The organism is Streptomyces vilmorinianum, from assembly GCF_005517195.1.
GTDB lineage: Bacteria > Actinomycetota > Actinomycetes > Streptomycetales > Streptomycetaceae > Streptomyces > Streptomyces vilmorinianum.
The window spans coordinates 2,134,893-2,156,776 of the sequence record NZ_CP040244.1 but is presented as its reverse complement, the minus strand read 5'-3'; the positions used below and the strand labels follow the sequence as shown (position 1 = coordinate 2,156,776).

Annotated in this window: 20 protein-coding genes and 2 pseudogenes; 9 read left to right on the top strand and 13 right to left on the bottom strand. The window is 73.8% G+C overall.

All coding sequences use genetic code 11. The features are described from left to right. Nucleotides 1-67: 67 nt before the first annotated feature. Complete coding sequence (locus FDM97_RS10065; protein WP_137990061.1) at nucleotides 68-424, bottom strand: cupin domain-containing protein; 357 nt, start codon at nucleotides 422-424, stop codon at nucleotides 68-70. A gap of 22 nt (nucleotides 425-446) precedes the next feature. Beyond that, nucleotides 447-1,255: pseudogene (locus tag FDM97_RS10060) on the bottom strand (class I SAM-dependent methyltransferase). A gap of 214 nt (nucleotides 1,256-1,469) precedes the next feature. On the opposite strand from FDM97_RS10060, the gene FDM97_RS10050 reads away from it, so the two are divergent. From FDM97_RS10050 to FDM97_RS10035, 4 genes are read left to right on the top strand one after another with little or no spacing between them, the layout of a single operon-like run. Then, nucleotides 1,470-2,366, top strand: a complete 897-nt coding sequence (locus FDM97_RS10050) for a cysteine peptidase family C39 domain-containing protein (protein WP_254705552.1) — start codon at nucleotides 1,470-1,472, stop codon at nucleotides 2,364-2,366. Then, nucleotides 2,350-3,483 (top strand): hypothetical protein, encoded by a 1,134-nt coding sequence (locus FDM97_RS10045; protein ID WP_254705551.1) that lies wholly within the window; start codon nucleotides 2,350-2,352, stop codon nucleotides 3,481-3,483. Before FDM97_RS10050 ends, FDM97_RS10045 begins: the two co-directional genes overlap by 17 nt. Nucleotides 3,484-3,532: 49 nt before the next feature. Next, the gene (locus FDM97_RS10040) at nucleotides 3,533-4,444 is read left to right on the top strand and encodes a pseudouridine-5'-phosphate glycosidase (RefSeq protein ID WP_137990060.1); all 912 of its coding nucleotides are present in this window, start codon (nucleotides 3,533-3,535) and stop codon (nucleotides 4,442-4,444) included. Continuing rightward, entirely contained in the window at nucleotides 4,441-5,328 is an 888-nt protein-coding gene (locus FDM97_RS10035) for a carbohydrate kinase family protein (protein ID WP_137990059.1), read from the top strand. The genes FDM97_RS10040 and FDM97_RS10035 overlap by 4 nt, the downstream gene beginning before the upstream one ends. On the opposite strand, the gene FDM97_RS10030 is transcribed toward FDM97_RS10035, so the two are convergent. From FDM97_RS10030 to FDM97_RS10020, 3 genes are all read right to left on the bottom strand, one after another. Beyond that, entirely contained in the window at nucleotides 5,325-5,990 is a 666-nt protein-coding gene (locus FDM97_RS10030) for a nucleoside/nucleotide kinase family protein (protein ID WP_137990058.1), read from the bottom strand. The genes FDM97_RS10035 and FDM97_RS10030 overlap by 4 nt on opposite strands. A 97-nt stretch (nucleotides 5,991-6,087) precedes the next feature. After that, on the bottom strand, nucleotides 6,088-6,534 hold the full coding sequence (locus FDM97_RS10025; protein ID WP_254705550.1) for a cupin domain-containing protein: 447 nt from the start codon (nucleotides 6,532-6,534) through the stop codon (nucleotides 6,088-6,090). 99 nt (nucleotides 6,535-6,633) lie between these two features. Next, nucleotides 6,634-7,293 (bottom strand): winged helix-turn-helix transcriptional regulator, encoded by a 660-nt coding sequence (locus tag FDM97_RS10020; protein ID WP_137990056.1) that lies wholly within the window; start codon nucleotides 7,291-7,293, stop codon nucleotides 6,634-6,636. A gap of 84 nt (nucleotides 7,294-7,377) precedes the next feature. On the opposite strand from FDM97_RS10020, the gene FDM97_RS10015 reads away from it, so the two are divergent. Continuing rightward, nucleotides 7,378-8,589 carry a pyridoxal phosphate-dependent aminotransferase gene (locus tag FDM97_RS10015; RefSeq protein WP_137990055.1) on the top strand — a complete coding sequence of 404 codons (1,212 nt, stop codon included), beginning with the start codon at nucleotides 7,378-7,380 and terminating at the stop codon, nucleotides 8,587-8,589. Between the two features lie 311 nt (nucleotides 8,590-8,900). Here FDM97_RS10015 and FDM97_RS35745 read toward each other — a convergent pair. Further along, nucleotides 8,901-8,987 (bottom strand): annotated as a pseudogene (locus FDM97_RS35745). Between the two features lie 37 nt (nucleotides 8,988-9,024). Then, nucleotides 9,025-9,759, bottom strand: coding sequence for a DUF7873 family protein (locus tag FDM97_RS10010; RefSeq protein ID WP_137990054.1), 735 nt, complete (start codon nucleotides 9,757-9,759; stop codon nucleotides 9,025-9,027). An 80-nt stretch (nucleotides 9,760-9,839) separates the two neighbouring features. On the opposite strand from FDM97_RS10010, the gene FDM97_RS10005 reads away from it, so the two are divergent. Both FDM97_RS10005 and FDM97_RS10000 read left to right on the top strand, forming a co-directional pair. Beyond that, nucleotides 9,840-10,298 carry a hypothetical protein gene (locus FDM97_RS10005; RefSeq protein WP_137990053.1) on the top strand — a complete coding sequence of 153 codons (459 nt, stop codon included), beginning with the start codon at nucleotides 9,840-9,842 and terminating at the stop codon, nucleotides 10,296-10,298. Between the two features lie 23 nt (nucleotides 10,299-10,321). Further along, nucleotides 10,322-10,981 carry a DUF2293 domain-containing protein gene (locus tag FDM97_RS10000; protein ID WP_137990052.1) on the top strand — a complete coding sequence of 220 codons (660 nt, stop codon included), beginning with the start codon at nucleotides 10,322-10,324 and terminating at the stop codon, nucleotides 10,979-10,981. Nucleotides 10,982-10,996: 15 nt separating this feature from the next. Here the strand turns inward: FDM97_RS10000 and FDM97_RS09995 are convergent, their stop codons facing one another. Then, nucleotides 10,997-11,758 (bottom strand): chaplin, encoded by a 762-nt coding sequence (locus tag FDM97_RS09995; protein WP_137990051.1) that lies wholly within the window; start codon nucleotides 11,756-11,758, stop codon nucleotides 10,997-10,999. A 402-nt stretch (nucleotides 11,759-12,160) separates the two neighbouring features. On the opposite strand from FDM97_RS09995, the gene FDM97_RS09990 reads away from it, so the two are divergent. Continuing rightward, nucleotides 12,161-13,792, top strand: a complete 1,632-nt coding sequence (locus FDM97_RS09990) for a glycosyltransferase family protein (RefSeq protein ID WP_137990050.1) — start codon at nucleotides 12,161-12,163, stop codon at nucleotides 13,790-13,792. Here FDM97_RS09990 and FDM97_RS09985 read toward each other — a convergent pair. From FDM97_RS09985 to FDM97_RS09970, 4 genes are read right to left on the bottom strand one after another with little or no spacing between them, the layout of a single operon-like run. Beyond that, a complete protein-coding gene (locus FDM97_RS09985) occupies nucleotides 13,758-15,851 on the bottom strand; it encodes an NB-ARC domain-containing protein (protein WP_137990049.1) in 2,094 nt (697 codons plus the stop codon). The two genes, FDM97_RS09990 and FDM97_RS09985, sit on opposite strands and share 35 nt — an antisense overlap. A gap of 9 nt (nucleotides 15,852-15,860) precedes the next feature. Continuing rightward, nucleotides 15,861-16,331: a hypothetical protein gene (locus FDM97_RS09980; RefSeq protein ID WP_137990048.1), complete on the bottom strand. Its 471-nt coding sequence runs from the start codon at nucleotides 16,329-16,331 to the stop codon at nucleotides 15,861-15,863. Nucleotides 16,332-16,374: 43 nt separating this feature from the next. Next, the gene (locus tag FDM97_RS09975; protein WP_137990047.1) at nucleotides 16,375-17,655 is read right to left on the bottom strand and encodes an SWIM zinc finger family protein; all 1,281 of its coding nucleotides are present in this window, start codon (nucleotides 17,653-17,655) and stop codon (nucleotides 16,375-16,377) included. Further along, nucleotides 17,652-20,552, bottom strand: coding sequence for a DEAD/DEAH box helicase (locus FDM97_RS09970; RefSeq protein ID WP_137990046.1), 2,901 nt, complete (start codon nucleotides 20,550-20,552; stop codon nucleotides 17,652-17,654). The genes FDM97_RS09975 and FDM97_RS09970 overlap by 4 nt, the downstream gene beginning before the upstream one ends. A gap of 190 nt (nucleotides 20,553-20,742) precedes the next feature. Between FDM97_RS09970 and FDM97_RS09965 the strand changes: the two genes are divergently transcribed. Next, nucleotides 20,743-21,078 carry a hypothetical protein gene (locus FDM97_RS09965; RefSeq protein ID WP_137990045.1) on the top strand — a complete coding sequence of 112 codons (336 nt, stop codon included), beginning with the start codon at nucleotides 20,743-20,745 and terminating at the stop codon, nucleotides 21,076-21,078. 84 nt (nucleotides 21,079-21,162) lie between these two features. Here FDM97_RS09965 and FDM97_RS09960 read toward each other — a convergent pair whose 3' ends face one another. Continuing rightward, entirely contained in the window at nucleotides 21,163-21,867 is a 705-nt protein-coding gene (locus FDM97_RS09960; protein WP_137990044.1) for an alpha/beta hydrolase, read from the bottom strand. Nucleotides 21,868-21,884: the final 17 nt, after the last annotated feature.

The following is a 21,884-nucleotide window of genomic DNA, read 5'->3' as shown; positions in this document are numbered from 1 at the left end:
TATCCGACAGGAAACCTTCCTACCAGACCCTGGACTCTCCCTTCGGCTCCCCGTCGGGGCGCCCCCTCTAGAGGCTGATGTGGTACGCCTTGCGCAGTGTCTCGTGGACCGTCCAGGTGGTCCGGTCCCCCTCGCGCAGCACACAGGCGTCGCCGGGCCCGATCTCCATCGTGTCGCCCCCTTCGACGGCGACCGTGGCGCGGCCGCTGACCACGACGAAGAGCTCGTCGGCCTCCGTGTCGGTCACCACTCCGGGCGTGATCTGCCAGATGCCGCGCAGCTGCTTGCCGTCGGCGGACTCCCACAGGACCTTGCCGGTCACCTCGGGCGTGCCCGCGACGATCTGCGCGGGGTCGAGCGGCTCCGGCTCCAGGTCCGCGTCGGGGATGTGGACGGCGAAGGAGGGCTGGTCGTGTGTCGTCATGGGCGGTGACTGTAGTGGGGGCTCAGGGCCGTCTCGCGGTCAGGACCGGCTGGAAGAAGCCGCTCCGTTCCGGCTCCGACCAGGCGACTTCCCCGAATCCGGCGTCGGCGACGAAATCCGAAGTACGGCTCCGGCGAAGCGCCCGGTAGGTCGCGCGGCGCACTGTCGTGGCCCAGCCGGAGCCGTCTGGCCGGAGCTGGAAGAGCTCCAGGTCGTCGTGCTCGCCGTCCTCGTGCCAGTACCAGAGCTGGAAGGTGATCGTCCGCCCCTCGGGGCCGGTCCGCACGGTCGGCGGGGTCGAGACGGGGCGCTCGCGGAGCAGTTCGTCGTAGGGCCGTGTGGAGAGAATCAGCAGGCCACCGGGGGGTGAGTACGCGCCGCATCTCGCCCAGCGCGGCCTGGACGTCCGCGGGCGTGAGCAGATGCGGAAGGGAGTTGTCGGCGCAGACGAGCACGTCGAAGGAGGCGTCGGCGAAGGGCAGGGCGCGCATGTCCGCGGCGCCCGCGGCGGTGAAGGGCACCCCCCGGCGGCCGGCCTCGCGCGCGGCGCGGGCGACGGCGCGCGGGCTGAGGTCCGTGCCGGTGACCAGGTGCCCTCGCGCGGCCAGACCGAGGGCCTGGGTACCGATTCCGCAGGCGCAGTCGAGAACCCCGTACGAGGATTCGGAAGCACCCGTTCCGAGCTGTTCGGCGGTGATCCGGTCGAGCGCCGCCCCCCTGGTTCGCGACGCTCGCACCCCAATCGGCGTACATCAGGTCGTAGTCGGCGGCGAGGTCGTCGTAGAAGTGACGAATGGACACCTCGGCCCCTTCGGGGGCGGAATCGCTCATACGCGCACGCCACCGAGCCCGGCGTCACGACTCCGTGGCGCCGAAAACCGGGCCGGCGAAACAGGTGACGAACCGATGTCCCCGCTGGTCACGAGAGGCGCCTTTGGTGCGCCCAATGTTGGTCGGAGGCAATCCACCGAGCCCCCTGTCGAGCCTGGCGTGTGCGCGTCAAACTCCCCCTGAACTCCTCCCCCACCTTCGACAGGAGAGTGCGATGCCGGCGTCAGCCTTCCTTCTGCGTACCGCCGCCCTGACCGCCGCGGCGCTGCTCGCGGCCGCCGCGGCCGCCCCCGCCGCCCTGGCCGCCGAGCCGGTGGCCCCCGAACCCGTGGCCGAACCCGTGGCCGAGCCCGTGGCCGCCGAACCCATGGCCGTCGAGCCCCTGGCCCCCGGAGCCTCCTACAAGGCCGCCCACGACACCCTCGGCCCGCAGCGCCTCACCCCCGCGCAGCGGAGACTGAGCGCCGCCAAACAGGCGGAGGCGAGCAGCGCGTACGACGGCGTGCGCGCCCAGGCGGCGCTCGCCGGCTACAAGCTCTCCGGCGGCCTCCACCAGTCGCAGAAGACCTCCTACTGGTGCGGCCCGGCCACCCTCGTGATCACCCAGTCCGCGCACGACGAGGTCGCGGGCCGCTCGCAGCAGGACGCCGCGACCCTCCTGAAGACGACCGGCAACGGCACCGCCTGGTACGGCATCAACATCAACGTCCCCAGCCCGACCGGCTATCCGATGGCCGACGCGCTGAACCACCGGCTGCCGGGCGCCGGTTACGTACCGAAGGCGCTGCCGTACACCCCGACGGCCACCGACAAGGCGAACTTCAGGCAGCACATCACCCACAACACCGACAACGACTACGCCATCGCCGGCAACGCCTGGGAGGTACCGGGCGGCCCGCACCTCGTCGGCCACCCCAACATCGAGATATTCCACTGGGTCGCGATCGACGGCTACAACACCGACACGGCCGCCGGGCAGGTCAACTACCTCGATCCGGTGGGCGGGGTCAGCACGAGCGTGATCTCGTGGGCGGGCTCGGTCCCCAAGTCGGCGCACATCTCGTCCGACACCATCACGACCATCATGGGCGGCCGTGGTTACGTCTGGTAGGTCCTGCGCCCTGGCCCTGCTGCTGACGGGCGTCCTGCTCGCGGGATGCTCGTCGGCGCGGCCCGCCCCCGATCCGACGCCCGGCAGGACATCCGCCCCGGCACCGCGGCCGCGCGCGCTCGCCGCCGCGTGCGAGGTGGGGCTGCCCGCCGCCTGGCGCGCCGCGCTCGACGCGGGCGAGCTGCGGACACCGGCCGGCGAGCGGGCGGCTCTCACCGACGCCGGCCCCGGCTGGACCGCCGTGCAGCTCACCGGCGCCGACCGCCGCCGGGCCGCGCTGGTGCTCACGAGCAAGGCGCCGCGCACCCTGCTCGCCCTCGCCGACCCCGTCGAACACCAGCTGCTCGCGGCCGACTTCGACGGCCGGCGGTGGGCCGCGTTCGCGATCCTCGAAGGACGGACCCTCGACAGCCCGTGGAGTCTGTACGTCTGGGATGCCGGCACGGGACAGGCGCGGCGGCTCGCCCGCGCCGACCGGCCGGGCCCGCTCCCCCAGCCCGTCGTCCGTGACGGCACCGTCCACTGGGCGCAGGGCTCCGGCGACGGCAAGGCGACCGTGTACGCGGCCCCTGCCGCAGGTGGCGCCCCGCGCGCCCTGCACACCGGGGTGATGGACACCCCCTTCGCCGCGGGCGCGCTGCTGGTGTGGCGCGAATCGACGGGCTCCGGGACGCGGCTGGCCGCCGTCTCCCTGGCGACCGGACGGCCCGCCGCACTGCCCGGCCCGTTGGCCGCGCTCCGGGACATCCGCTCCGTCGTCTCCGACGGCGGCACCTGGGCCTGGGTGCGAGGCGAGACCGAGCCCCGGCTGATGGTGTGGCGGACGGGGGACGCGCGGCCGGCGGCGGTCGTGACCACGTCCCCGGCCGTCGACGGCATGGACCAGCTGCGGATCAGCGGCCGTCTGGTCACCTGGCGCACCCCGGAGACCTCCTACGCCCTGGACCTCGGCTCGGGATCATACGCGCGGATCACCCCGGCGTACGGCTACGCGCAGGCCAGAGGCGGTGCGCTGGCCGTCGCGTACAGCGTGGGCAACGCCAAGGCCTCCGGCTCCCGGCCGGTGATCCAGGTGGTGGACGCCGCACGGCTGCCCGGTCTGTCGCGCTGTGGCTGAAGGTCGCCACCGAGGTTTGGGGGGTCTGCGGTTGCGCCAGAGATGGGACATGTCCACACAGGTGTCCGAAGAGGTACGGGAGGCGCTCCACGAGGGCCGTCCCGTCGTCGCGCTGGAGTCCACGATCATCGCCCACGGCCTGCCGCGCCCGCGCAATCTGGCCGTGGCCCGGGAGCTGGAGGCGCTGGTACGGGACGGCGGCGCCGTGCCCGCCACGATCGCCGTCGTCGACGGCACGGCCCATGTCGGCCTGGACGAGGACCGGTTGGCCCGGATCGCCGAGGATCCGGCGGTACGGAAGCTGGGCCACCGCGATCTGGCGCCCGCGCTCGCAGCCGGGGCGACGGGAGCGACGACGGTCTCGGCGACGGCGTGGCTGGCGGACTCGGTCGGCATACGGGTCTTCGCGACCGGCGGGCTCGGCGGGGTGCACCGGGAGTGGCACGAGACGCAGGACGAGTCGGCGGACCTGCGGCTGCTCTCCCGGGTCGGGATCACGGTGGTGTGCGCGGGGATCAAGTCGATCCTCGACGTCCCGGCGACGCTGCAGCGCCTGGAGACCCTGGGCGTGACGGTCGTGGGGTACGGGACGGAGCGCTTCCCCGGGTTCTATCTGGCCTCCTCGGGAGAGCCGGTCGACTGGACGCTGCGGACGCCCGAGGAGGTGGCGGGCGTGATACGGACCCAGGACGAGCTGGGCGAGCCGTACTCCGCGCTGATCGTCGCGAACCCGGTGCCGGTGGCCGACCAGCTGGATCCGGCGCTGCACGACCGGGTCCTCGCGCAGGGCCTCGCGGCGGCGAAGGAGAAGGGGATCACCGGCCAGGCCGTGACGCCGTTCCTGCTCGAGTATCTGACGGTGCACACCGACGGGGCGTCCCTGGAGGCCAACCTGGCGGCGGTGCGCGGCAACGTGCGGCTCGCGGCGCGGATCGCGACGGCGTACCACGGCCGGGCGTGACCGGGCTCCTGGTCGTCGGGGACGTGGTCACCGACGTCGTGGCCCGGCACGGGACCCCGCTCGCACCGGCCACGGACACGGCCGCCGAGATCCGGCGGCTGCCGGGCGGGGCGGGGGCCAACGCGGCCTGCTGGGCGGCGCGTTCGGGCTGCGGGCAGGTGCGGCTGCTCGGGCGGGTGGGCGCGGACGAGGCCGGGTGGCACGACCGGGCGCTGCGCCGGGCGGGCGTTCGGCCGATGCTGGTCATGGACGCGGACGCCACCACGGCGACGGTGATCTCCCTGGTCGACGCGAGCGCCGAGCGCACGTTCCTGACCGACAGCGGGGCGGCGCTGCGTCTCTCCCCCGCCGACTGGGCCGACGCGTTCCTCGACGGAACGGCGCATCTGCATCTGTCCGGGTATCTCTTCTTCGCCGCGCCGAGCCGCGCGACCGCGCTGAGGGCGCTGCGGGGCGCGCGGGAGGCGGGGATTCCGGTGAGTGTGGACCCGGCCTCCGCGGGGTTCCTGAAGCGGCTGGGGGCGGATCGGTTCCTGACCGCGGCCCAGGGCGCGCGGGCCCTGTTCCCGAACGCCGACGAGGCCCGGCTGCTGACCGGGTGCGCGGAACCGGTGGCGGCGGCGGAGGCGTTGAGCCGTACGTTCCCGCTGGTCGCGGTCACGCTGGGCGCCGAGGGCGCGGTGGTGGCCGAGGCCGGCTCGGTCACGGGCCGGGTCGCGGCGCCGGCCGTCCGCCCGGTGGACTCGACGGGCGCGGGCGACGCGTTCACGGGAGCGTTCCTGGCGGCCCGGCTCGCGGGTGCGGACGCGGTGGAGGCGGCGGAGGCCGGGTGCCGGGCGGGCGCGGAGGCGGTGACGGTGGTGGGCGGCCGGCCGCCGCCTTAGGGCGGACTGTGTACGGGGGCGGGCCCCTGGCCGCGGAGTCCGGTCCAGGCCGGGTGGCGCGGGTCGTCGGCGCGTACGACCACGTCCGCGGTGTCGGAGGGGCCGACCTCGTTCTCGTACCGCTCGAAGGCGGGCAGGGTCCAGGGGTCCTCGCTGCGGCGCGCGAGGGCTCCGGGCGAGAGCCGCAGATGGACGGTCAGGTCGAACGGGAACCAGTGCCCGAGGAGGAACGGCCCGTGCACCACCAGGACGCCACCGGGCGGCAGTTCCACGTACGGGCTGCGGGTGGCGCGGTCGGTGGCGGGATCCCACAGGTCGGGCAGCACGCGCCCGCTGCCTCCCGCCTCCAGCGGCCCGAACACCTCGCGCCAGAGCGCCCCGGTGTCGAACCAACCGCTGTAGTACGAGTCCGGGTCCCGCTTCCCGTACTCGTAGCGCAGCGACGCGGGCCGCAGGAACCCTTCGGTGCCGACGACGAGCACGGACCGCCCACGCAGCCGCAGCGCCTCCGCGATCCGCTCGGCGGTCTCCCCGGTGGGCGCCGCGGGCGGCCCGTCGATCCCGACCTTGAGCCAGTCGCCGCCGTCGCCGGGGGCCGCCCCGTCGACATGCGCGGCCAGCGTGGTGGCCAGCCGCTCCCAGGTGATCGCTTCGAATCGCACGGTTCCGAGTCTATGAACCGGCATCGAACGGAACCGGATCACCGGCGTCGCCGCCGTCGGCCCGAGCCGTCAGGCCGAAGGCCTCAGGCCTCAAGCCTCAAGCGAGGCTGAGCGCGCAGTCCGGTGCGTCCGCCTCGATCGCGAGCGGCGCGCCCTCGGGCAGGAGGCAGGTCATGTAGAGCACGACGGGCTCGGAGCCGAAGTTGTGTCCTGTGTGGCGGTTCCTTCGGCCCGCGGGCTCGACGAAGGCCTCGCCCGCGGACACCGTCTCGACCGAGCAGTCGTGCAGGATGCGGGTCAGCGTGCCCGACTGGACGACGGCGATGATCTGGCCGGGGTGGTGGTGCCACCCCGTGGAGGCCCCCGGGGCGAGGGTGACGGTACGGAAGACGACATCCGTCCGCCCCTTGGGCGGCTTGATCCGGAGCGTGCCGACCGAGGTGCCCTTGGCCAGTACACCGTCACGGCTGCCCGCGCGCACCGGCTCGACCACCAGGGTCTCCCCGAGGCGCGTGTCCCGCTCGGTGCAGATGTCGATCCCCATGGAGCAGCCCTCCAACTTCCCAGCGCGGCCCATCGGTTCATGGCCGCCAAACAGCCTTACGCTACCCGCAAGGGGGATGACTCGGACAGGAATTGACGATCAGTCGACCGCCGACGGCACGAGCGGCTCCCGCGGTTCACCGGCGAGAAGGCCGTCCCCCGCCACCTCGACCCGTCCGTCCCGCACCGCCTCCGCGAGCGTCAGCTCCCCGCTCGCCAGGGCGCGGCAGGTCGCGGCGTCGGTCCGCAGGTGCGCGTCGGCGTCCTCGGCCGGTCCGTCCGCGTACGAGGCGGCCGCGTCGCCCCCGGTCCGTACATGGAACACCCCTTCGTCGAGGGTCACTTGAACGACGCCCTCGATCCGGCCCGCCAGCGCGCCCAGCAGCGGGATCGCGAACCAGTGGGCGCGGACGGCGTCGGTCGGCCGGGGTTCCTCCAGGGCGGGCGCGCCCCATTCGGCCAGGGCCCGCAGGACGGGCAGCAGCTCGCGGCCGCGCGGCGTGAGTTCGTACACGTACGCCGACGCGGGCGCCGGCAGGCGGCGGCGCGTGACAAGTGCGGCGCCCTCCATGTCCTTGAGGCGGCCGGCCAGCATGTCCGTACTGACTCCGGGCAGGTCGGCGTGCAGATCGGTGTAGCGGCGCGGGCCGGCGAGGAGTTCACGGACGATCAGCAGCGTCCAGCGGTCGCCGACGAGGTCGAGGGCCCGGGCAGCGGCACAGTACTGGTCATAGCTTCGGCGGCGTGGCTGACGTGGCATGCGACGCAGTCTAGACAAGTTGTTGGACTTTCCAAGCTCGAACTTGGTAAAACCAAGCATCACCACTTCTGGGGAGGTCGTCGCATGGAGTTCCGGCAGTCGAGCAAGCTGAGCGAGGTCTGCTACGAGATCCGCGGCCCGGTCATCGAGCACGCCAACGCGCTGGAGGAGGCGGGCCACAGCGTCCTGCGCCTCAACACCGGAAACCCCGCGCTCTTCGGCTTCGAGGCGCCCGAGGAGATCGTCCAGGACATGATCCGGATGCTCCCGAAGGCCCACGGCTACACCGACTCCCGTGGCATCCTCTCCGCCCGCCGCGCCGTCGCCCAGCGCTACCAGGCCATGGGCCTGCCGGAGGTCGGCGTCGACGACGTCTTCCTCGGCAACGGCGTCTCCGAGCTGGTCTCCATGGCCGTCCAGGCGCTTCTGGAGGACGGCGACGAGGTCCTGATCCCCGCCCCCGACTTCCCCCTGTGGACGGCGGTGACCACCCTCGCGGGCGGCAAGGCGGTGCACTACCTCTGCGACGAGTCGGCCGACTGGTACCCGGACCTCGACGACATGGCCGCGAAGATCACCGACAGGACCCGGGCCGTCGTGATCATCAACCCCAACAACCCCACCGGCGCGGTGTATCCGCGCGAAATCGTCGAGGGCATCCTCGACCTCGCCCGCCGCCACGGCCTGATGGTCTTCGCCGACGAGATCTACGACCAGATCGTCTACGACGAGGCCGTCCACTACCCTGCCGCCTCCCTCGCCCCTGACCTGGTCGTCCTCACCTTCGGCGGTCTTTCGAAGACGTACCGGGTGGCGGGCTTCCGCTCCGGCTGGCTGGTCGTCAGCGGCCCCCAGCAGCACGCGAAGAGCTATCTGGAGGGGCTGACCATGCTCGCCTCCATGCGGCTGTGCCCCAACGCCCCCGCCCAGTACGCCATCCAGGCCGCGCTCGGCGGCCGGCAGTCGATCAACGAGCTGACCGCCCCCGGCGGCAGGCTCCACGAGCAGCGCGACAAGGCCTGGGAGAAGCTCAACGAGATCCCCGGCGTCTCCTGCGTGAAGCCCAAGGGCGCGCTCTACGCCTTCCCGCGCCTGGACCCGAAGGTGCACAAGATCCACGACGACGAGAAGTTCGTCCTCGACCTGCTGCTGCGCGAGAAGATCCAGGTCGTCCAGGGCACCGGCTTCAACTGGCCCCGGCCGGACCACTTCCGCATCCTGACCCTGCCGTACGCCGACGACCTCGACGCGGCGATCAGCCGCATCGGCCGTTTCCTGAGCGGCTACCGCCAGTAGACCGCCCCGAGCCCGGGAAAAGGAGCGGGTCCGAGGGCGTAGCCTGCCCCCGGACCCTGTCGATGCCGCTCACATCACACGCCGGCACACTTGAGAACCCGGGTCAGTCGTCATTGCGTCGCGTCCTGCCATTGGACCACCGCCGATCGAGCTCGGCGGACCAGATTCGAACTGGCATTTCGACGCACCAGGGCCCGGGCCCGGTCGATCCGGCGATGAGCGGCGCATGCTGAATCTGGAGCAATAGTCTGAGATTGACGCGGCGTGCCTCTGCCTGGTTGGGCTATCCCGGCCTGGACTGGATCGGAGAGTGCCGGGAGGAGGACTCGAACCTCCACTGGAACCGCGGATTCACGACAAGACTCAGCTTCAGCTTCGCGCTCCTCGCGCACCCCGGCCGTGTGCTGTGGCCGGGGAGTCTGTGGGTGTCCCCCGCTACCCGAAGAGGTAGCCGAAGACGGCGTCGCCGACCCGCTGGTCGGTGACCTCGGCGCTGTTCGCCTCCTCACGGGCGAACTTCACCGCCTGCTGGAGCTTCTCCACCCGCTCGAGAAGCTCGTTGACCCGCCGGGCCGGCAGCGCGCCCGAGAACTTCACCGTGGTCCAGTAACCGACGGGAACGTCCTCGTAGTACACCTCGACCTGCGCCGGGTGCTTGTCCGTCGCCTCCGCCTTGACGTGGTTGCGCGGCACCTTCTTCGTCCGCACCGTGCGGACGACCTCGGTCTTCCACGCGTCGGTCGACGGGTCCTGCGTCCAGGACTCGGCCGCGTCGAGGACGGGCAGCTTGCGGACGAAGGTGTTGATGTCCGTCAGCTGCTTCTCCAGGAAGAGGAGGTACGCGACGGGCACCTGGCTCACCAGCACGCGCCCGTCGACGGTGATGTCGGCGCGCGCCTCGCAGTTGGCCCAGTCCTTGGTGGCGGTCACATCGAACAGCCGGGTCAGCGCCCGCGCGGTGTCGCGCAGCACGTCCTCGGCCTTCACCTGCACCAGCGTGGACTCGGGCGGAAGCTGCTCGCCCTCCTCGTCCTTCGGCTGGTACGTACGGGAGATGCCGGCGAGCAGCGCGGGCTTCTGCAGCCCGTGGTGCGCCGCGGTCAGGTCCTGATGCGCCCTGGACTTGACGCCCTTCTCCACTGCGATGATCTGATTGAGTTTCGTTGCCACGCGACGGACCCTAGCCGGGACCGGGGTGGCGAATCGAACGATTTTCCTTGTCGGTTGAGACTCCGGAGGAGTACGCAGTCATGGAGACGGCGCTGATTGCCGTGATCGGGACCCTGTTAGGTGTGGCCGCCACGCACTGGTTCCAGAGCCGGGCCGCCGAGCGTACGGCGGTGCTCGCCCGCGCCGAACAACTGCGCCAGGAAAGAATCTCGACCTACAGCGCCTTCGCGGGCGCGGTCGTCGACTACCGGCACAGTCAGAACGACCGCTGGTTCCGGGCCGTTCGGGAGCCGGGCTCCGAGGAGGCCGAGGAGTCGCGCCACGCCTCGTACCGGCAGCGCACCGCCGCCCGCCAGGCCCTGTTCCGTGTCCAGCTCGTCTGCGACGAACCGAAGACCCGCCAACTGGCCGAGGACGCTTTCGAGGTGACGAACTGCATGCACGACGCCACCGGCGAGGCAGAGCGCGCCAAGCGTTCGCAGGAGGCGAAGGACGCGCTCGCGCGGTTCATCGCCGCGGCCGCTCCCGGCGTTCGCTGAACAACGGGGCGTAGGAGGCCGCCATGGACCTGGTCGCACCCGTCGTCGTCGAACCGCTCAAGCGCCGCCGCTGCTCGGAGTGCCACCAGGGGCCGCTGGAGCGGATGATCGTCGAGTTCAACGCACCCGTCTGTCTGGACTGCGCCGACCTCGGTCATCTGGTGTTCCTGCGGCGCGGGGACACCGCCCTCACCCGCCGGGCGCGCGAGGGAAGTTCGCTCTGGGCGGTGGTCGTACGGCACAACCGGCGCCGTACGCGGTACGAGCGCCAGGGGCTGCTCGTCGAGGAGGCGGCGCTCGCCCGGGCCGAGGCGGCCTGTCTGGCCGACGCGGAGGCGCGGGCGCGGCGGCGGGCCCGGGACGCGGCGCGGCGCGCGGAGCGGGACGCGGAGGTCACCGCGACGCTGGAGGCCGAGATCCTGCGGCTCTTTCCGCGCTGCCCGGCATCGCGGGCGGCGGAGATCGCGGCTCATGCCTCGCAGAAGGGCAGCGGCCGGGTGGGACGTACGGCGGCGGGGCGGGCGCTCGACCGGGGAGCGGTCACGGCCGCGGTGCGGGCCGCCGTACGGCATGTCGACACCGAGTACGACTCGCTGCTCATGCGAGGGGTCCCCCGCCACCAGGCCCGGACGAGGGTGTCACCGGCCATCGAGGCGGTGCTCCGGGCCTGGCGCTCGGCGTGAGGACCCTCGTGGGCCTCAGCCCTCCGCGCCCATGCGACGGGCCCGGCGGTACACCAGCGCGCCGCCGAGCAGCAGGGCCGCGCCGGCCGGGGCCGCGAAGCCGACCAGGTCCGAGCCCGTGCTGGCGAGCGCGACCGAGCTGGTCTGCGTACCGGGCGCCGGGGCGACCGGGGCACCCGGGGTCTTGTCGTCGCCCGGGGCGGGCGGGAGCGTGCCGGGCCCCTGCGGCTTCGGCTGCTCGGCGGGCGCCTCGGGGTGGCCGGGGCCGTTGACGGCGGTGTTGCCGAAGGCCGGGTTGCCGATGCCGACGACGTTGACCGAGTTGCCGCTGACGTTCACGGGGAGGTCGATCGGCAGCTGGATGCCGTTGCCGGAGAGCACTCCGGGGGAGTTCTTCGCGACGCCCTCGGCGGTGGAGCCACCGCCGTTGGACGCGTTGCCCCCGCCGTTCTGCCCGCCGGTGTGCGGCGTGCCGGGCTCGTCCCTGTGCGACCCGCCGCCGCCGTCCGCGTCCGAGCCGTACCCGTCGGGCTCGGTGGTGTTCGCGCAGCTGTTGCCGGCGGCCGGGTTGAGCAGCCCGACGACGTTGACGGTGTTCCCGCAGACGTTGACCGGGACGTGCACCGGCAACTGAACGGCGTTGCCGGAGATCACGCCCGGCGAGTCGACAGCGGCGCCCTGTGCACCGGAGTCGGCGTGCGCGGCGCCCGCCGAGAGCGCGAGCGCGCCACCCGTGACCATCAATGTGGCCAGACCACTTCGGCGAATCTGCCTCATGGCTTCCTGCCTTCCGGAAGGTGTTCACGGGCATTCGCCCGTACCGCAATTAACGCGATCCGGGCGTGGCCGGATCAGGCCACCGGCGTGTTTCACTCCATCGAGTGGGAATGACCTCGAACGTGCGGGGCACCGCTGTCGTACGATCGCCCGCATGTCGTCGCCCGGTGCCGTGGAACCGTCCCCCACTGCAAGGGCAGTTGACGCAAACGGCATATCTGGCAGATGTGAACCAAGTAGGATGAACAGTCACCCAGCGGGCAGCGGGCAGCGGGCAGCGGGCAGCGGGCAGCGGGCAGCGGGCAGCGGGCAGCGGGCAGCGGGCAGCGGGCAGCGTTCGCCGGGGGCCGCGGGCAGCGTTCGCCGGGGGCCGGAGCTCGGGGCTCGGGGGACGAGAGGACCGTGCTCTTCGCGGCGCGCTCGGCCGCCGCGCTGCACCGGCTCCTCGACGTCGTCCCCGTCTTCCGGGGTGACGGGCGGATCAGACGCCGCTTCGTCCTCGTCCCCGGCTCCGAGTTCGGCGTCGACGCGCTCGCGGCCGTCGAACGGGCCGGAGCCAGGACCGTGCCGTGGAGCGAGGCGCTCGCGGGCGGACACGACCTCGTGCTGGCGGCGAGCCCCAAGGGAGAACTGTCCGCGCTGGGCGGCCCGCTCGTCCTGCTCCCGCACGGCGCCGGGTTCAACAAGACACTGACCGCCGAGGGCACCGCCGACTCCGCCTCCGGCCTCGACGGGCTCTTCCTCCTGCACGAGCGGCGGCCGCTCGCCGATGTGCACGCGCTCGCCCACCCCGGCCAGATCGAGCGGCTCGCCGCGGAGGCGCCCGCCGCCGCCGCGCGGGGCGTGGTCGTCGGGGACCCGACGCTCGACCGGATCCTCGAGTCCGTCGGACGCCGCGACCGCTATCGGGCCGCCCTGGGAACCGGCACGCGGCGGCTCGTCGTGGTCGTCTCGACCTGGGGCCCGGAGTCCCTGGGAGTACGGCGACCCGGGCTCGTCCGCGAACTCTCCGGGCACCTGCCGTACGACGAGTGGCAGGTCGCCCTGGTCGTCCACCCCAACGTGCACAGCGAGCGGGGCGCGTACGACCTCCTGGAGAGCCTCGCCCCCGAGCTGGACGCGGGTCTGGTGCTCTCCCGGCCCTACGAGGAGTGGGGCGCGCTGCTCGTCGCGGCCGACGCCGTCGTCACCGACCACGGTTCGACGGCACTGTACGCCGCCGCCCTGGACCGGCCGGTCGTCGCCGCGTGCGACGGCGGGGCCGAGCTGATCCCGGGCAGCCCGATGGCCCGGCTCCTCGACCGGGCCGGCGTGCTCGGCGGCGCGGCGGACCTCGACGACCTGGTGCGCGGGCACCGGCCGGGCGCCCAGCGGGCCGCGGCCGCCACCGCGTTCGCCCGGCAGGGCGAGGCCCTGGAGCTGCTGCGCGCCGAGGTGTACCGGCTGCTCGGGCTCGATCCGCCGCCGTACCCCGCCGACCCGGCTCCGCTGCCGGTTCCGGCGGCCCCGGCCCGCACGCCGTACGCCTTCGCGGTCCACGCCCGCCAGGAGGGGGCGGAAGGAACGGAGGGAACGGAGGAAACGGCCGTAGGGATCACGCGTCATCCCGCGTGGGCCGATGTCGCGACGCATCACCTCGCCGCCGACGCGGAGCTCGCCGCCCGCCGTCAACAGGAGAGCGCCGCCCTGCTGTTCCGCAGGTCGGCGCCTGAGACGGCTGTGGCCGCCGAGGCGTGGACCGCGCGGATCCTGGAGAGGTACCCGGGACGCCGTACCGTCGCCGCGCCGATCGCGGACGGCCGCTGGCTGGTCCGGCGCAGCGGCGGGGCCCTGTACGACGTGGTTCTCGACGCCGGTCCCGGGCCGGGCCGCGGCCCGGTCGACCCCACCGCGCTGCTCAGCGGGGTGCACGCCCACCTGTCCGCGGCTCAGGACCGGGCGGTCGCCGTCGCCGGGCGGTTGCACGTCCGTGTCGGCGGGACGCGGCACTCCGTACGGCTCACGCCTCGGCCGCCCCTGTCCCCCGCTCCGTGACCTCGTCCCCGGACTCCTGGGCGAGCGCGGCGAGCAGCTCCAGAATCGCCGCCTCCTCGCGCGTCGCCCGCCGTTCCCTGGCGCTGCTCAGCGCCGCCTCGTAGAGCGGGGCCGCCTCCGCGCGGCGGCCGAGGACGTGGAGGACGCGGCCCAGCTCCAGACCGGTCCGGGCCGTCATACGGGCCCGGCCGAGCTCCTGGGCTGCGGCGTGCGCCTCTCGGGCGTCGGCGAGGGCGGCGTCGAGGTCGCCCAGTTCACGGTGCGAACGGGCGAGGAGATAGGTCTGGAGCATCGCGCCGTAGGGATGGGGAATCTGCTCGTGGATGCGGCGCGACTCCCGGAAGTCGGGAAGCGAACCCGCCCAGTCCCCACGCATCGTGGCGACCTTGCCCCGGAACTCCAGCGCGGACGCCTTGAGTTTGCGTTCGTCGTCCGTATCCCCGAGGGCTGCGGCTGCCCCGACGGCCGCGTCCACCTCCGCGGCCGCGGCGTCCAGTTCACCCAGCTCCCAGAGTGGGCGGGCGAGTTGGCAGCGCATCCGGACGAGCGCGGCGGGGTGGCCGGCCCGCCGGGCCGCGTCCCGGCCGGCCGTGAACGCGTCGATGACGTCCGCGTAGTGCTGGTGGTCCAGGAAGAGGGTCCACAGCGGCTCGCACAGCGCCCAGGCCTCGGGGTCCATCCCGTGGTGGTACGCGGTCCGAACCGCGCCGAAGAGCGCGTGCCGCCGGGCTTCGAGCCAGGCCTGGGCGTCCGGTCCGGCCTTCTCGCCGGCCCATGTCACGTCCGGTACGCCCGGCAGGGCGGGCACCTCCTCCGCCAGGGTCAGCCGCGGGCCCGCCCACAGCCGGTCGGCGCGCTGCGCCTGGCGCAGGTACCAGCGCACGATCCGGGTGCGGCCGGCCGCGGCCTCGGTGCCGTCCGGGTCGTCCCGTCGCGCGCGGCGCACGGCGTGGTCGCGCAGGAGGTCGTGCATCCGGTGGAGCCCGCCGCGTGCGGCGGGCAGCAGTCCGGAGACCCGCAGGTCGTCGAGCGCGTCGTACGCCGTCTCCTCGTCGTCGCCGAAGAGCGCGACCGCCGCATCGGGGGCGAGGTACGGGCCGGGGTGGACGGCGAGCAGTCGGTACAGGCGAGCCGCCTGCGGGCTCAGGTCCTCGTACGCGGCGTTCCACACCGCCTCCACCTCCGGCACCCCGTTCTCCTTCCACTCCCTGGACAGCCGGTCGGCGAGGCGGGCGAGGGGGCGGCTGCCGTGGCGCCGTACCCACTGGGCGGCGACCTCGAGGGCCGCGGGCAACCCCTGGCAGACGCGGGCGAGTTCGGCGGCGGCGTCCGCCTCCTCGGTGAACCGGGGGTCGTCGCGCACGATGGTCCGCAGCAGTTCGTGGGAGTGCGGTCCGGCGAGCGGCGCGAGCGGGAGTTCGAGGTCGGCCCCGCCCGGGATCTCGTACAGCGTGCGCCGGCCGATGGCGATGACCACGCTGCCGCCGGACGCGGGGAGCAGCGCCTCGGCCTCGGAACCGGTACGGACGTTGTCGAGCACCAGGACTAGGGGGCGGTGCTGGGTCACGGCGCGGTACTGGCTCCGGCGAGCGGACAGCGTCCGCTCCAACTCGTCCGGGCGGAGGCCGAAGCCGCGCAGCAGCTCGGCGTACGCCTCGGAGAGGTCGGCTCCGCCGTCCGTCCGGTGGTCGTCCAGGTCGACGTAACGGACGTTGCCCTCGTACTCGGGGCGGTCCTGCCGGAGGCGGCGCGCCAGCCGTGTGCCGAGCGTGGTCTTGCCGATCCCGCCGACCCCGCTGATCACGACGACGAAGGGGCGGCGCAGCGCGGCGGCCGGAGCTTCCTCGCCGCCGTGCCCCAGGGCTTCGGCCAGGCGTCTCTGCTCCTCGTGGCGGTCGACGAAGGAGCGGCACTCGGGCGGTAACTGATCCGCTATCAGTCCCTGTAGGGCGGACGGTGGGGGCGGGGCGGCCATGTGCAGATGCTCGATGCGTCCGGCCTGGACGAGCGTCTCCACCCGGGCCTGTCCCCCCACGCTGTTGCGCGTCTCTTCGACCACGCCTCCACTCTAGGGGGTTGCGCCGCCGGTGCCCCTGCCGTCGCCGTTGTACATTCTGCCGACCATGCCGGCCTGGATCACCGTGTGGTGAGCGACTCCCCCGGAGATCGAGTTGGAAATGTGAATGGTCGGGGCTTCGCCCTTGCCCCCGGTCGGCACGTCCAACTCGGCGAGGATCTCCCGTAGTTCGTCCGCTGCGTCCGGGTCGTCCCGGAGGCTGCGGCGCATCCGGGCGCGCCACTCGGCCAGGGCTTCGGCGCGCGCGTCGGCCGCGGCCTGCTCGTCGCCGTCCCGTTCGGCGGCGAGCAGTTCGTCCCGTACGGTCTCCAGTTCGGCGCCGACCGACTCGGCGTCGGCTCCGAAGCGTCCGGCGAAGAACTCCGCGACCCGGGTCCGGGCGCGCTCCCAGCCGTCGCCCACCATGTGCTGGACGAGCGCGGTCGCCCCCGTTGTCGCCAGCGCCACCAACTCGGCTTCCATCAGGCCCCCTTCGAACGGTCGACGCGTTCCCTCAGCCTATCGGTCAGCGCCCGAGCAGGTCGGTGAGTGCGCCGACGGGGTCGGCGTCGGGGGTGCCGCGGGGCCACCAGTCCTCGCGGTCGGCGTCCGACTCGTAGCCGTACCAGAGCCCGTCGCGGCCGAAGCGGAGTTGCAGGGACCGGGTCGACAGCCGGTTCCGCCAGGGACGGAAGGAGGGGAAGTCGGCGGCGAGCAGGGCGGGGCGGGCCCGGTCGAAGGGGCCTGCGGGCGGGTCCCAGGGCTCTTCCAGGACGGCCAGTCCTGCGGAGCCGCCCTGACGCCAGGCGGCGACGGCGCGGGCCAGGTCGGTGGGCGTGCGGTCGAGGGCGTACGCGAGGTCGCGGTAGAGCGCGCGGGTGGAGGCGGTGAGACCGGAGCCGGGGTGCGCGGCGGCGAGCCGGACGGCGTCCTGCCACGGGGTGAGGGCGGCGACGGGGTCGTGGCCGGTGGTCAGGAAGGTGTGGGCGCGGGCGGCCGCCTCGGTCGCGAGCAGGTCCAGGGCGAGGGGGTCGGGGGCGTCCCGGTCCGGGGGGTAGACGGGTGGGCGGCCGGGGTGCGCGGGAACGGGGAGCGGCGGCGGCAGGGGCGGCAGGGCACGGCCGGCGGGCGGGGTGGTGGCGAGCGCGATGCGGGCCGGGATCGTGGCCATCGGCGGCGCGGACGCGGTCGTCTCGGCGGCGGACCGGGCCGCGTTGCGGTGGGTGAGGGCGGCGAGGATCTCCTGCTCGCCGCGCCCGCGCATCAGGAAGAGGACGAACGGATCCTCGTCGAGGAGTCGCGCCGACTGGTAGCAGAGGGCTGCGGCGTGCTTGCAGGGGAAGCCGTTGTCCGGGCAGGAGCAGTCGGGGACGAGGTCCCCGGGCGCGGGCAGCAGGCCGGTGACGGCTTCGAGGGCGTGCGGCACGTCCTTGTCGAGCAGGGCGGCGATGTGCTCGGGCCGGGCGGCGACCTCGTCGAGGAACCGCTCCCAGCCGTCGTCGCCGAGGGTCCGCAGCCGGATCTCGGTGCGGTACGGGCGGGGGCGGGTGCCGTGGACGTAGGCGACGACCCGGCCGGGCGTGACCGTGATCGCGTCGACGTGTCCCCGTCCCGCGTAGGCCTTGCCGCGGGCCAGGCGGGCCGGGTCGAGGGCGGTGTCCTCCAGGGCCTCCACCCAGGCGTTGCCCCACCAGGTGGCGGCGAAGCGGCCGTCGGGCGCCTCGCGGGGGGCGAGGGCGGGGAACGAACGGCGCCGGTCGTCGTGGCGCGGGCCGGCGAACCGCCCGGCGGCGGGGCGGCGGTTCATGACGGCCTCCTCAGGGACACCAGGTCCGCCAGCTCGCGGTCGGTCAGTTCGGTCAGCGCGGCCTCTCCCGAGCCGAGGACGGCGTCGGCCAGGGCGCGCTTGGCCCGCAGCATCTCGGCGATGCTGTCCTCCACGGTGCCCTCGGCGATCAGCCGGTGGACCTGCACCGGCTGGGTCTGTCCGATGCGGTAGGCCCGGTCGGTGGCCTGCTCCTCGACGGCCGGGTTCCACCAGCGGTCGAAGTGGACGACGTGTCCTGCCCGGGTGAGGTTGAGCCCGGTGCCCGCGGCCTTCAGCGACAGCAGGAAGACGGGCACCTCGCCGGACTGGAAGCGGTCGACCATCCGCTCGCGCTCGGCGACGGGCGTGCCCCCGTGGAGCAGCTGGGCCGGGATCGCCCGGGCGGCGAGGTGGTCGGCGAGGAGCCGGGCCATGGAGACGTACTGGGTGAAGACGAGCACAGCGCCGTCCTCGGACAGGATCGTGTCGAGGAGTTCGTCGAGCAGGGCGAGCTTGCCCGAGCGTCCGGCGAGCCGGGCCGTGCCCCCGCCCTTGGCCGTCTGTTCCTTGAGGTACTGGGCGGGGTGGTTGCAGATCTGCTTGAGGGAGGTGAGCAGCTTCATGATGAGCCCGCGGCGCGCGATGCCCTCCGCGCCCTCGATCTGCGCCATGGTCTCCCGTACCACCGCCTCGTAGAGCGAGGCCTGTTCGCGGGTGAGCGGCACGGGGTGGTCGGACTCGGTCTTGGGCGGCAGCTCGGGGACGATGCCGGGGTCGGACTTGCGGCGGCGGAGCAGGAAGGGCCGGACGAGACGGGCGAGGCGCTCGACGGCCTCGTCGTTCTCGATCTCCTCGCTGTTCTCGACGGCGCGCGCGTGGCGGGAGCGGAAGGTCTTGAGGGGGCCGAGGAGGCCGGGGGTGGTCCAGTCGAGCAGGGCCCACAGCTCGGAGAGGTTGTTCTCCACGGGGGTGCCGGTGAGGGCGACCCTGGCGGGCGTCGGGATCGTACGCAGCGCCTTGGCCGTCGCGGAGAAGGGGTTCTTGACGTGCTGTGCCTCGTCGGCGACGACCAGCCCCCACTCCTGCTCGGCCAGTTGAGGCGCGCTGGTGCGCAGGGTGCCATAGGTGGTGAGGACGAATCCGCCGGGGCCGCAGTCCGTGTCGAGCCCGTCCAGCGAACGGCCGGCGCCGTGGAAGCGGCGCACGGGGACTCCGGGGGCGAACCGCTGGATCTCCCGCTGCCAGTTGCCGAGCAGGGACGCGGGGCAGACGACCAGGGTGGGCGCTCGGCGGGCGCGGCGCAGATGGAGGGCGATGAGGGTGACGGTCTTGCCCAGGCCCATGTCGTCGGCGAGGCAGCCGCCGAGGCCGAGCGAGGTCATCAGGTCCAGCCAGGCGAGTCCGCGCAGCTGGTAGTCGCGCAGGGTGGCGTCCAGACCGGCGGGCGGTTCGATCGCCTCCGGGCCGGCGACGAGCCGGTCCCGCAGGGTCGCGAGCGCTCCGACGGGCACGGCGCGGACGCTCTCGCCGTCCACCTCCGCCGTCCCGCTGAGGGCGACGGCGAGGGCGTCGACGGGCTCCAGGAGGCCGAGTTCGCGCTTGCGGGCCTTGCGGACCAGGTCGGGGTCGACGACCACCCACTGGTCGCGCAGCCGCACGATGGGCCGGTGGGACTCGGCGAGCGCGTCCATCTCCCGCTCGGTGAGCGGGTCGCCGTCGAGTGCGAGCTGCCAGTTGAAGCGGAGCAGTTCCTCGCTGTCGAAGAACGCCGTGCCGTCGGTGGCGGAGCCGGGCGCGGAGAGCGGTGGCCGCACCACTGCGGAGGCGCTGAGCGAGCGGACCAGCTCGCGGGGCCAGTGGACCGCGACGCCGGCGTCGGCGAGGCGTGCGGCGCCGGGGCCCAACAGTTCGTACAGCTCGTCCTCGGTGACGGCGAGGACGTCGGGGACGTCGCGCTCCAGGAGCCTGCCGAGCGGCGGCCAGACGCGGGCCGCCCGGCGCAGCGCGAGGACGGCGTCGATCCGGGCGCGCGGCCCGAAGAGCTCGTCGCCGTCGCCGGCCCAGAGGGCTGCGGCGTCGATGACGAGCGTGGGGTCGGCGAGGCTGTGGACCTGGAGGACCGCCGCGGCGGCCTGCCGCTCGTCGCCGCCCTCCTCGGCGATGTCGAAGAGCTCGTGTCCGGCGAGGTCGAGGCGGAGCGAGACGCGGACCCCGGCGTCCATGCCGGCCGCGGCCTCGGCCGCCCAGGCACGCGCGCGGGGCAGGTGCTGCGCGGCGCGCGCGGCGAACGGCGCGCCCGCCGCGTGGGCCGCGGCGGGGGTGCGGGGCAGGGTGTCGGCGACCGCGTCGAGAAAGGCCCGTACGAGCGCCTCCGGCTCGGGCAGCTGGAGCGGGGTGCGGCCGGGGACGGGCACGGCGTGAGCTTCGTAGGGCATGGCGGCGGCGACGGCCCGCAGATGGGCGATGTCCTCGGCGTCCAGCGGCCCCGCCCGCCAGGCGTCCAGGTCGTCGGCGGTGAGCCCGGGCAGCAGCCGGCCCCGGGCGGCGAGGTGCAGGGCGTGCAGGGCCGCGGCGCCCCAGCAGGCGGTGGCGGGGTGGGCGGCCGGGTGGTGACGGGCGGCGACCAGGTGCGGCAGGGCCTCGGCGACACCGAAGACCACCGCGGGAACCGTACGGCCGCGGACTCCGGCGCCGTGGCGGCGCACGACGGTGAGCTCGGCGACCCGGGCACCCGTGCCATCGCCCTCATCCCCGCCGCCGTGCGCGTCCGCGGCTTCGACGCCGGGCGGGGGCACGGGCAGCGCGTGACCGTCCGGGGCCCAGAAGGCGACCCGCCCGTCGCGGGGCAGAGCGGCCGGGAGGAAGACGGCCGCACTGGTCTGCCACGTGTGCGTCATCGCGCTGTGCACCTCCCCGTTCCGCGACGGATACCGACTGGATCTCCGACCTTACGGGTGGGGTCTGACAACGGGCTTTCGGGCCGCTTCGCCCGGGCGGCCCAGCAGCGGGTGCCGGTACGCCCGGCAGACGGCAGGGTGACGGGGAACAGGGCTTTTGCCGCCTTCGCCCGACAGACGAGGATCCGCCATGTCCGTTCACCGGCGTCTCGGCACCGCCGCCGGGGCCGCGCTCCTGACCCTCGCCGTCGCGGGCTGCTCCGGCCTCGGCCGCACCGCGGTGGGCACGCTCAGCTACGAGACCGAGCGCGAGCTCGTGATCACCGTGACCAGCCCCTCGGTCAACGGCTGCCACCGGCTCGCACCCTCCGGCGTGACCAGGGTCGAGAACCGGACGCTGAACGACATCGTTCTGTACCGGACCCTGGACTGCCGGGGCGAGAGGTCCATCTACGTCGCCACCAACACGTCCGACACGATCGCGCCCGGCACGCTCCCCTGGCGCAGCTACACCGTCGTGCACTAGGCGTCGCTCACTGGGCGATGTCACCCTGCCGTGCGCCGCGCCCGGACCCCCGTTCCGGGCGCGGCGCACGGTCCTGGGCGGGGCTCAGCGCAGCAGGAACTCCTGCGCCGCCCGGGCTCCCTCGTCGCTGCGGCTCTGGGTGGAGTGCCCGGCGCCCTCGACGACGACCAGTTCGGCCTTCGGAGTCGTGGCGGCGAGCTCGCGGGCCCACTGGACCGGTGTCGACAGGTCCCGGTCCCCGGCCAGGAGCAGGACCGGCATGGTCAGCGTGCGGCCCGGCGCCGCCCGGTTGGGACGGGAGGCGGGCCAGGGCAGGCAGGTCTGCGGAATCCCCTGACCGCCGGCCGTCTCCCGTTCGAAGGGCCACACGTCCGCCGGCCTGATCCGGTGCACGGCCAGTTTCAGCGCGCGCTCCCGCCCCTCGACGGGCGCCGCGGCGTCGCCCCAGGGCCAGCGCGAGTCCGCGCAGAGCGTGGCGGCGTGCAGACCGGAGCTGAAGTCGGCCGGGGTCTCCCCGGACGGACCGGAGAAGCCTGCGACGAGCCCGTCGAGCCGTGCCCGGTCGCCGCCCGCGGAGGCGTGGAGGGCGTCGAGCACGGCGAAGCGCGGGTTGTTCAGCTTCGGGTCGATGATGCTAGCGATCACCAGCAGGTTGAAGACGCCGACTCCGTTGCCGTCGCGGCGTACGACCTTCGCGAGGTCGTACGCCGGGTCGAAGCCGCACCCTTGTTCCCGGCAGGCGGTGCGGAGCACGCGCGCGGAGTGGCCCAGGGAGTCCTCGTACAGCACCCCCCGCGCCGCTCCCG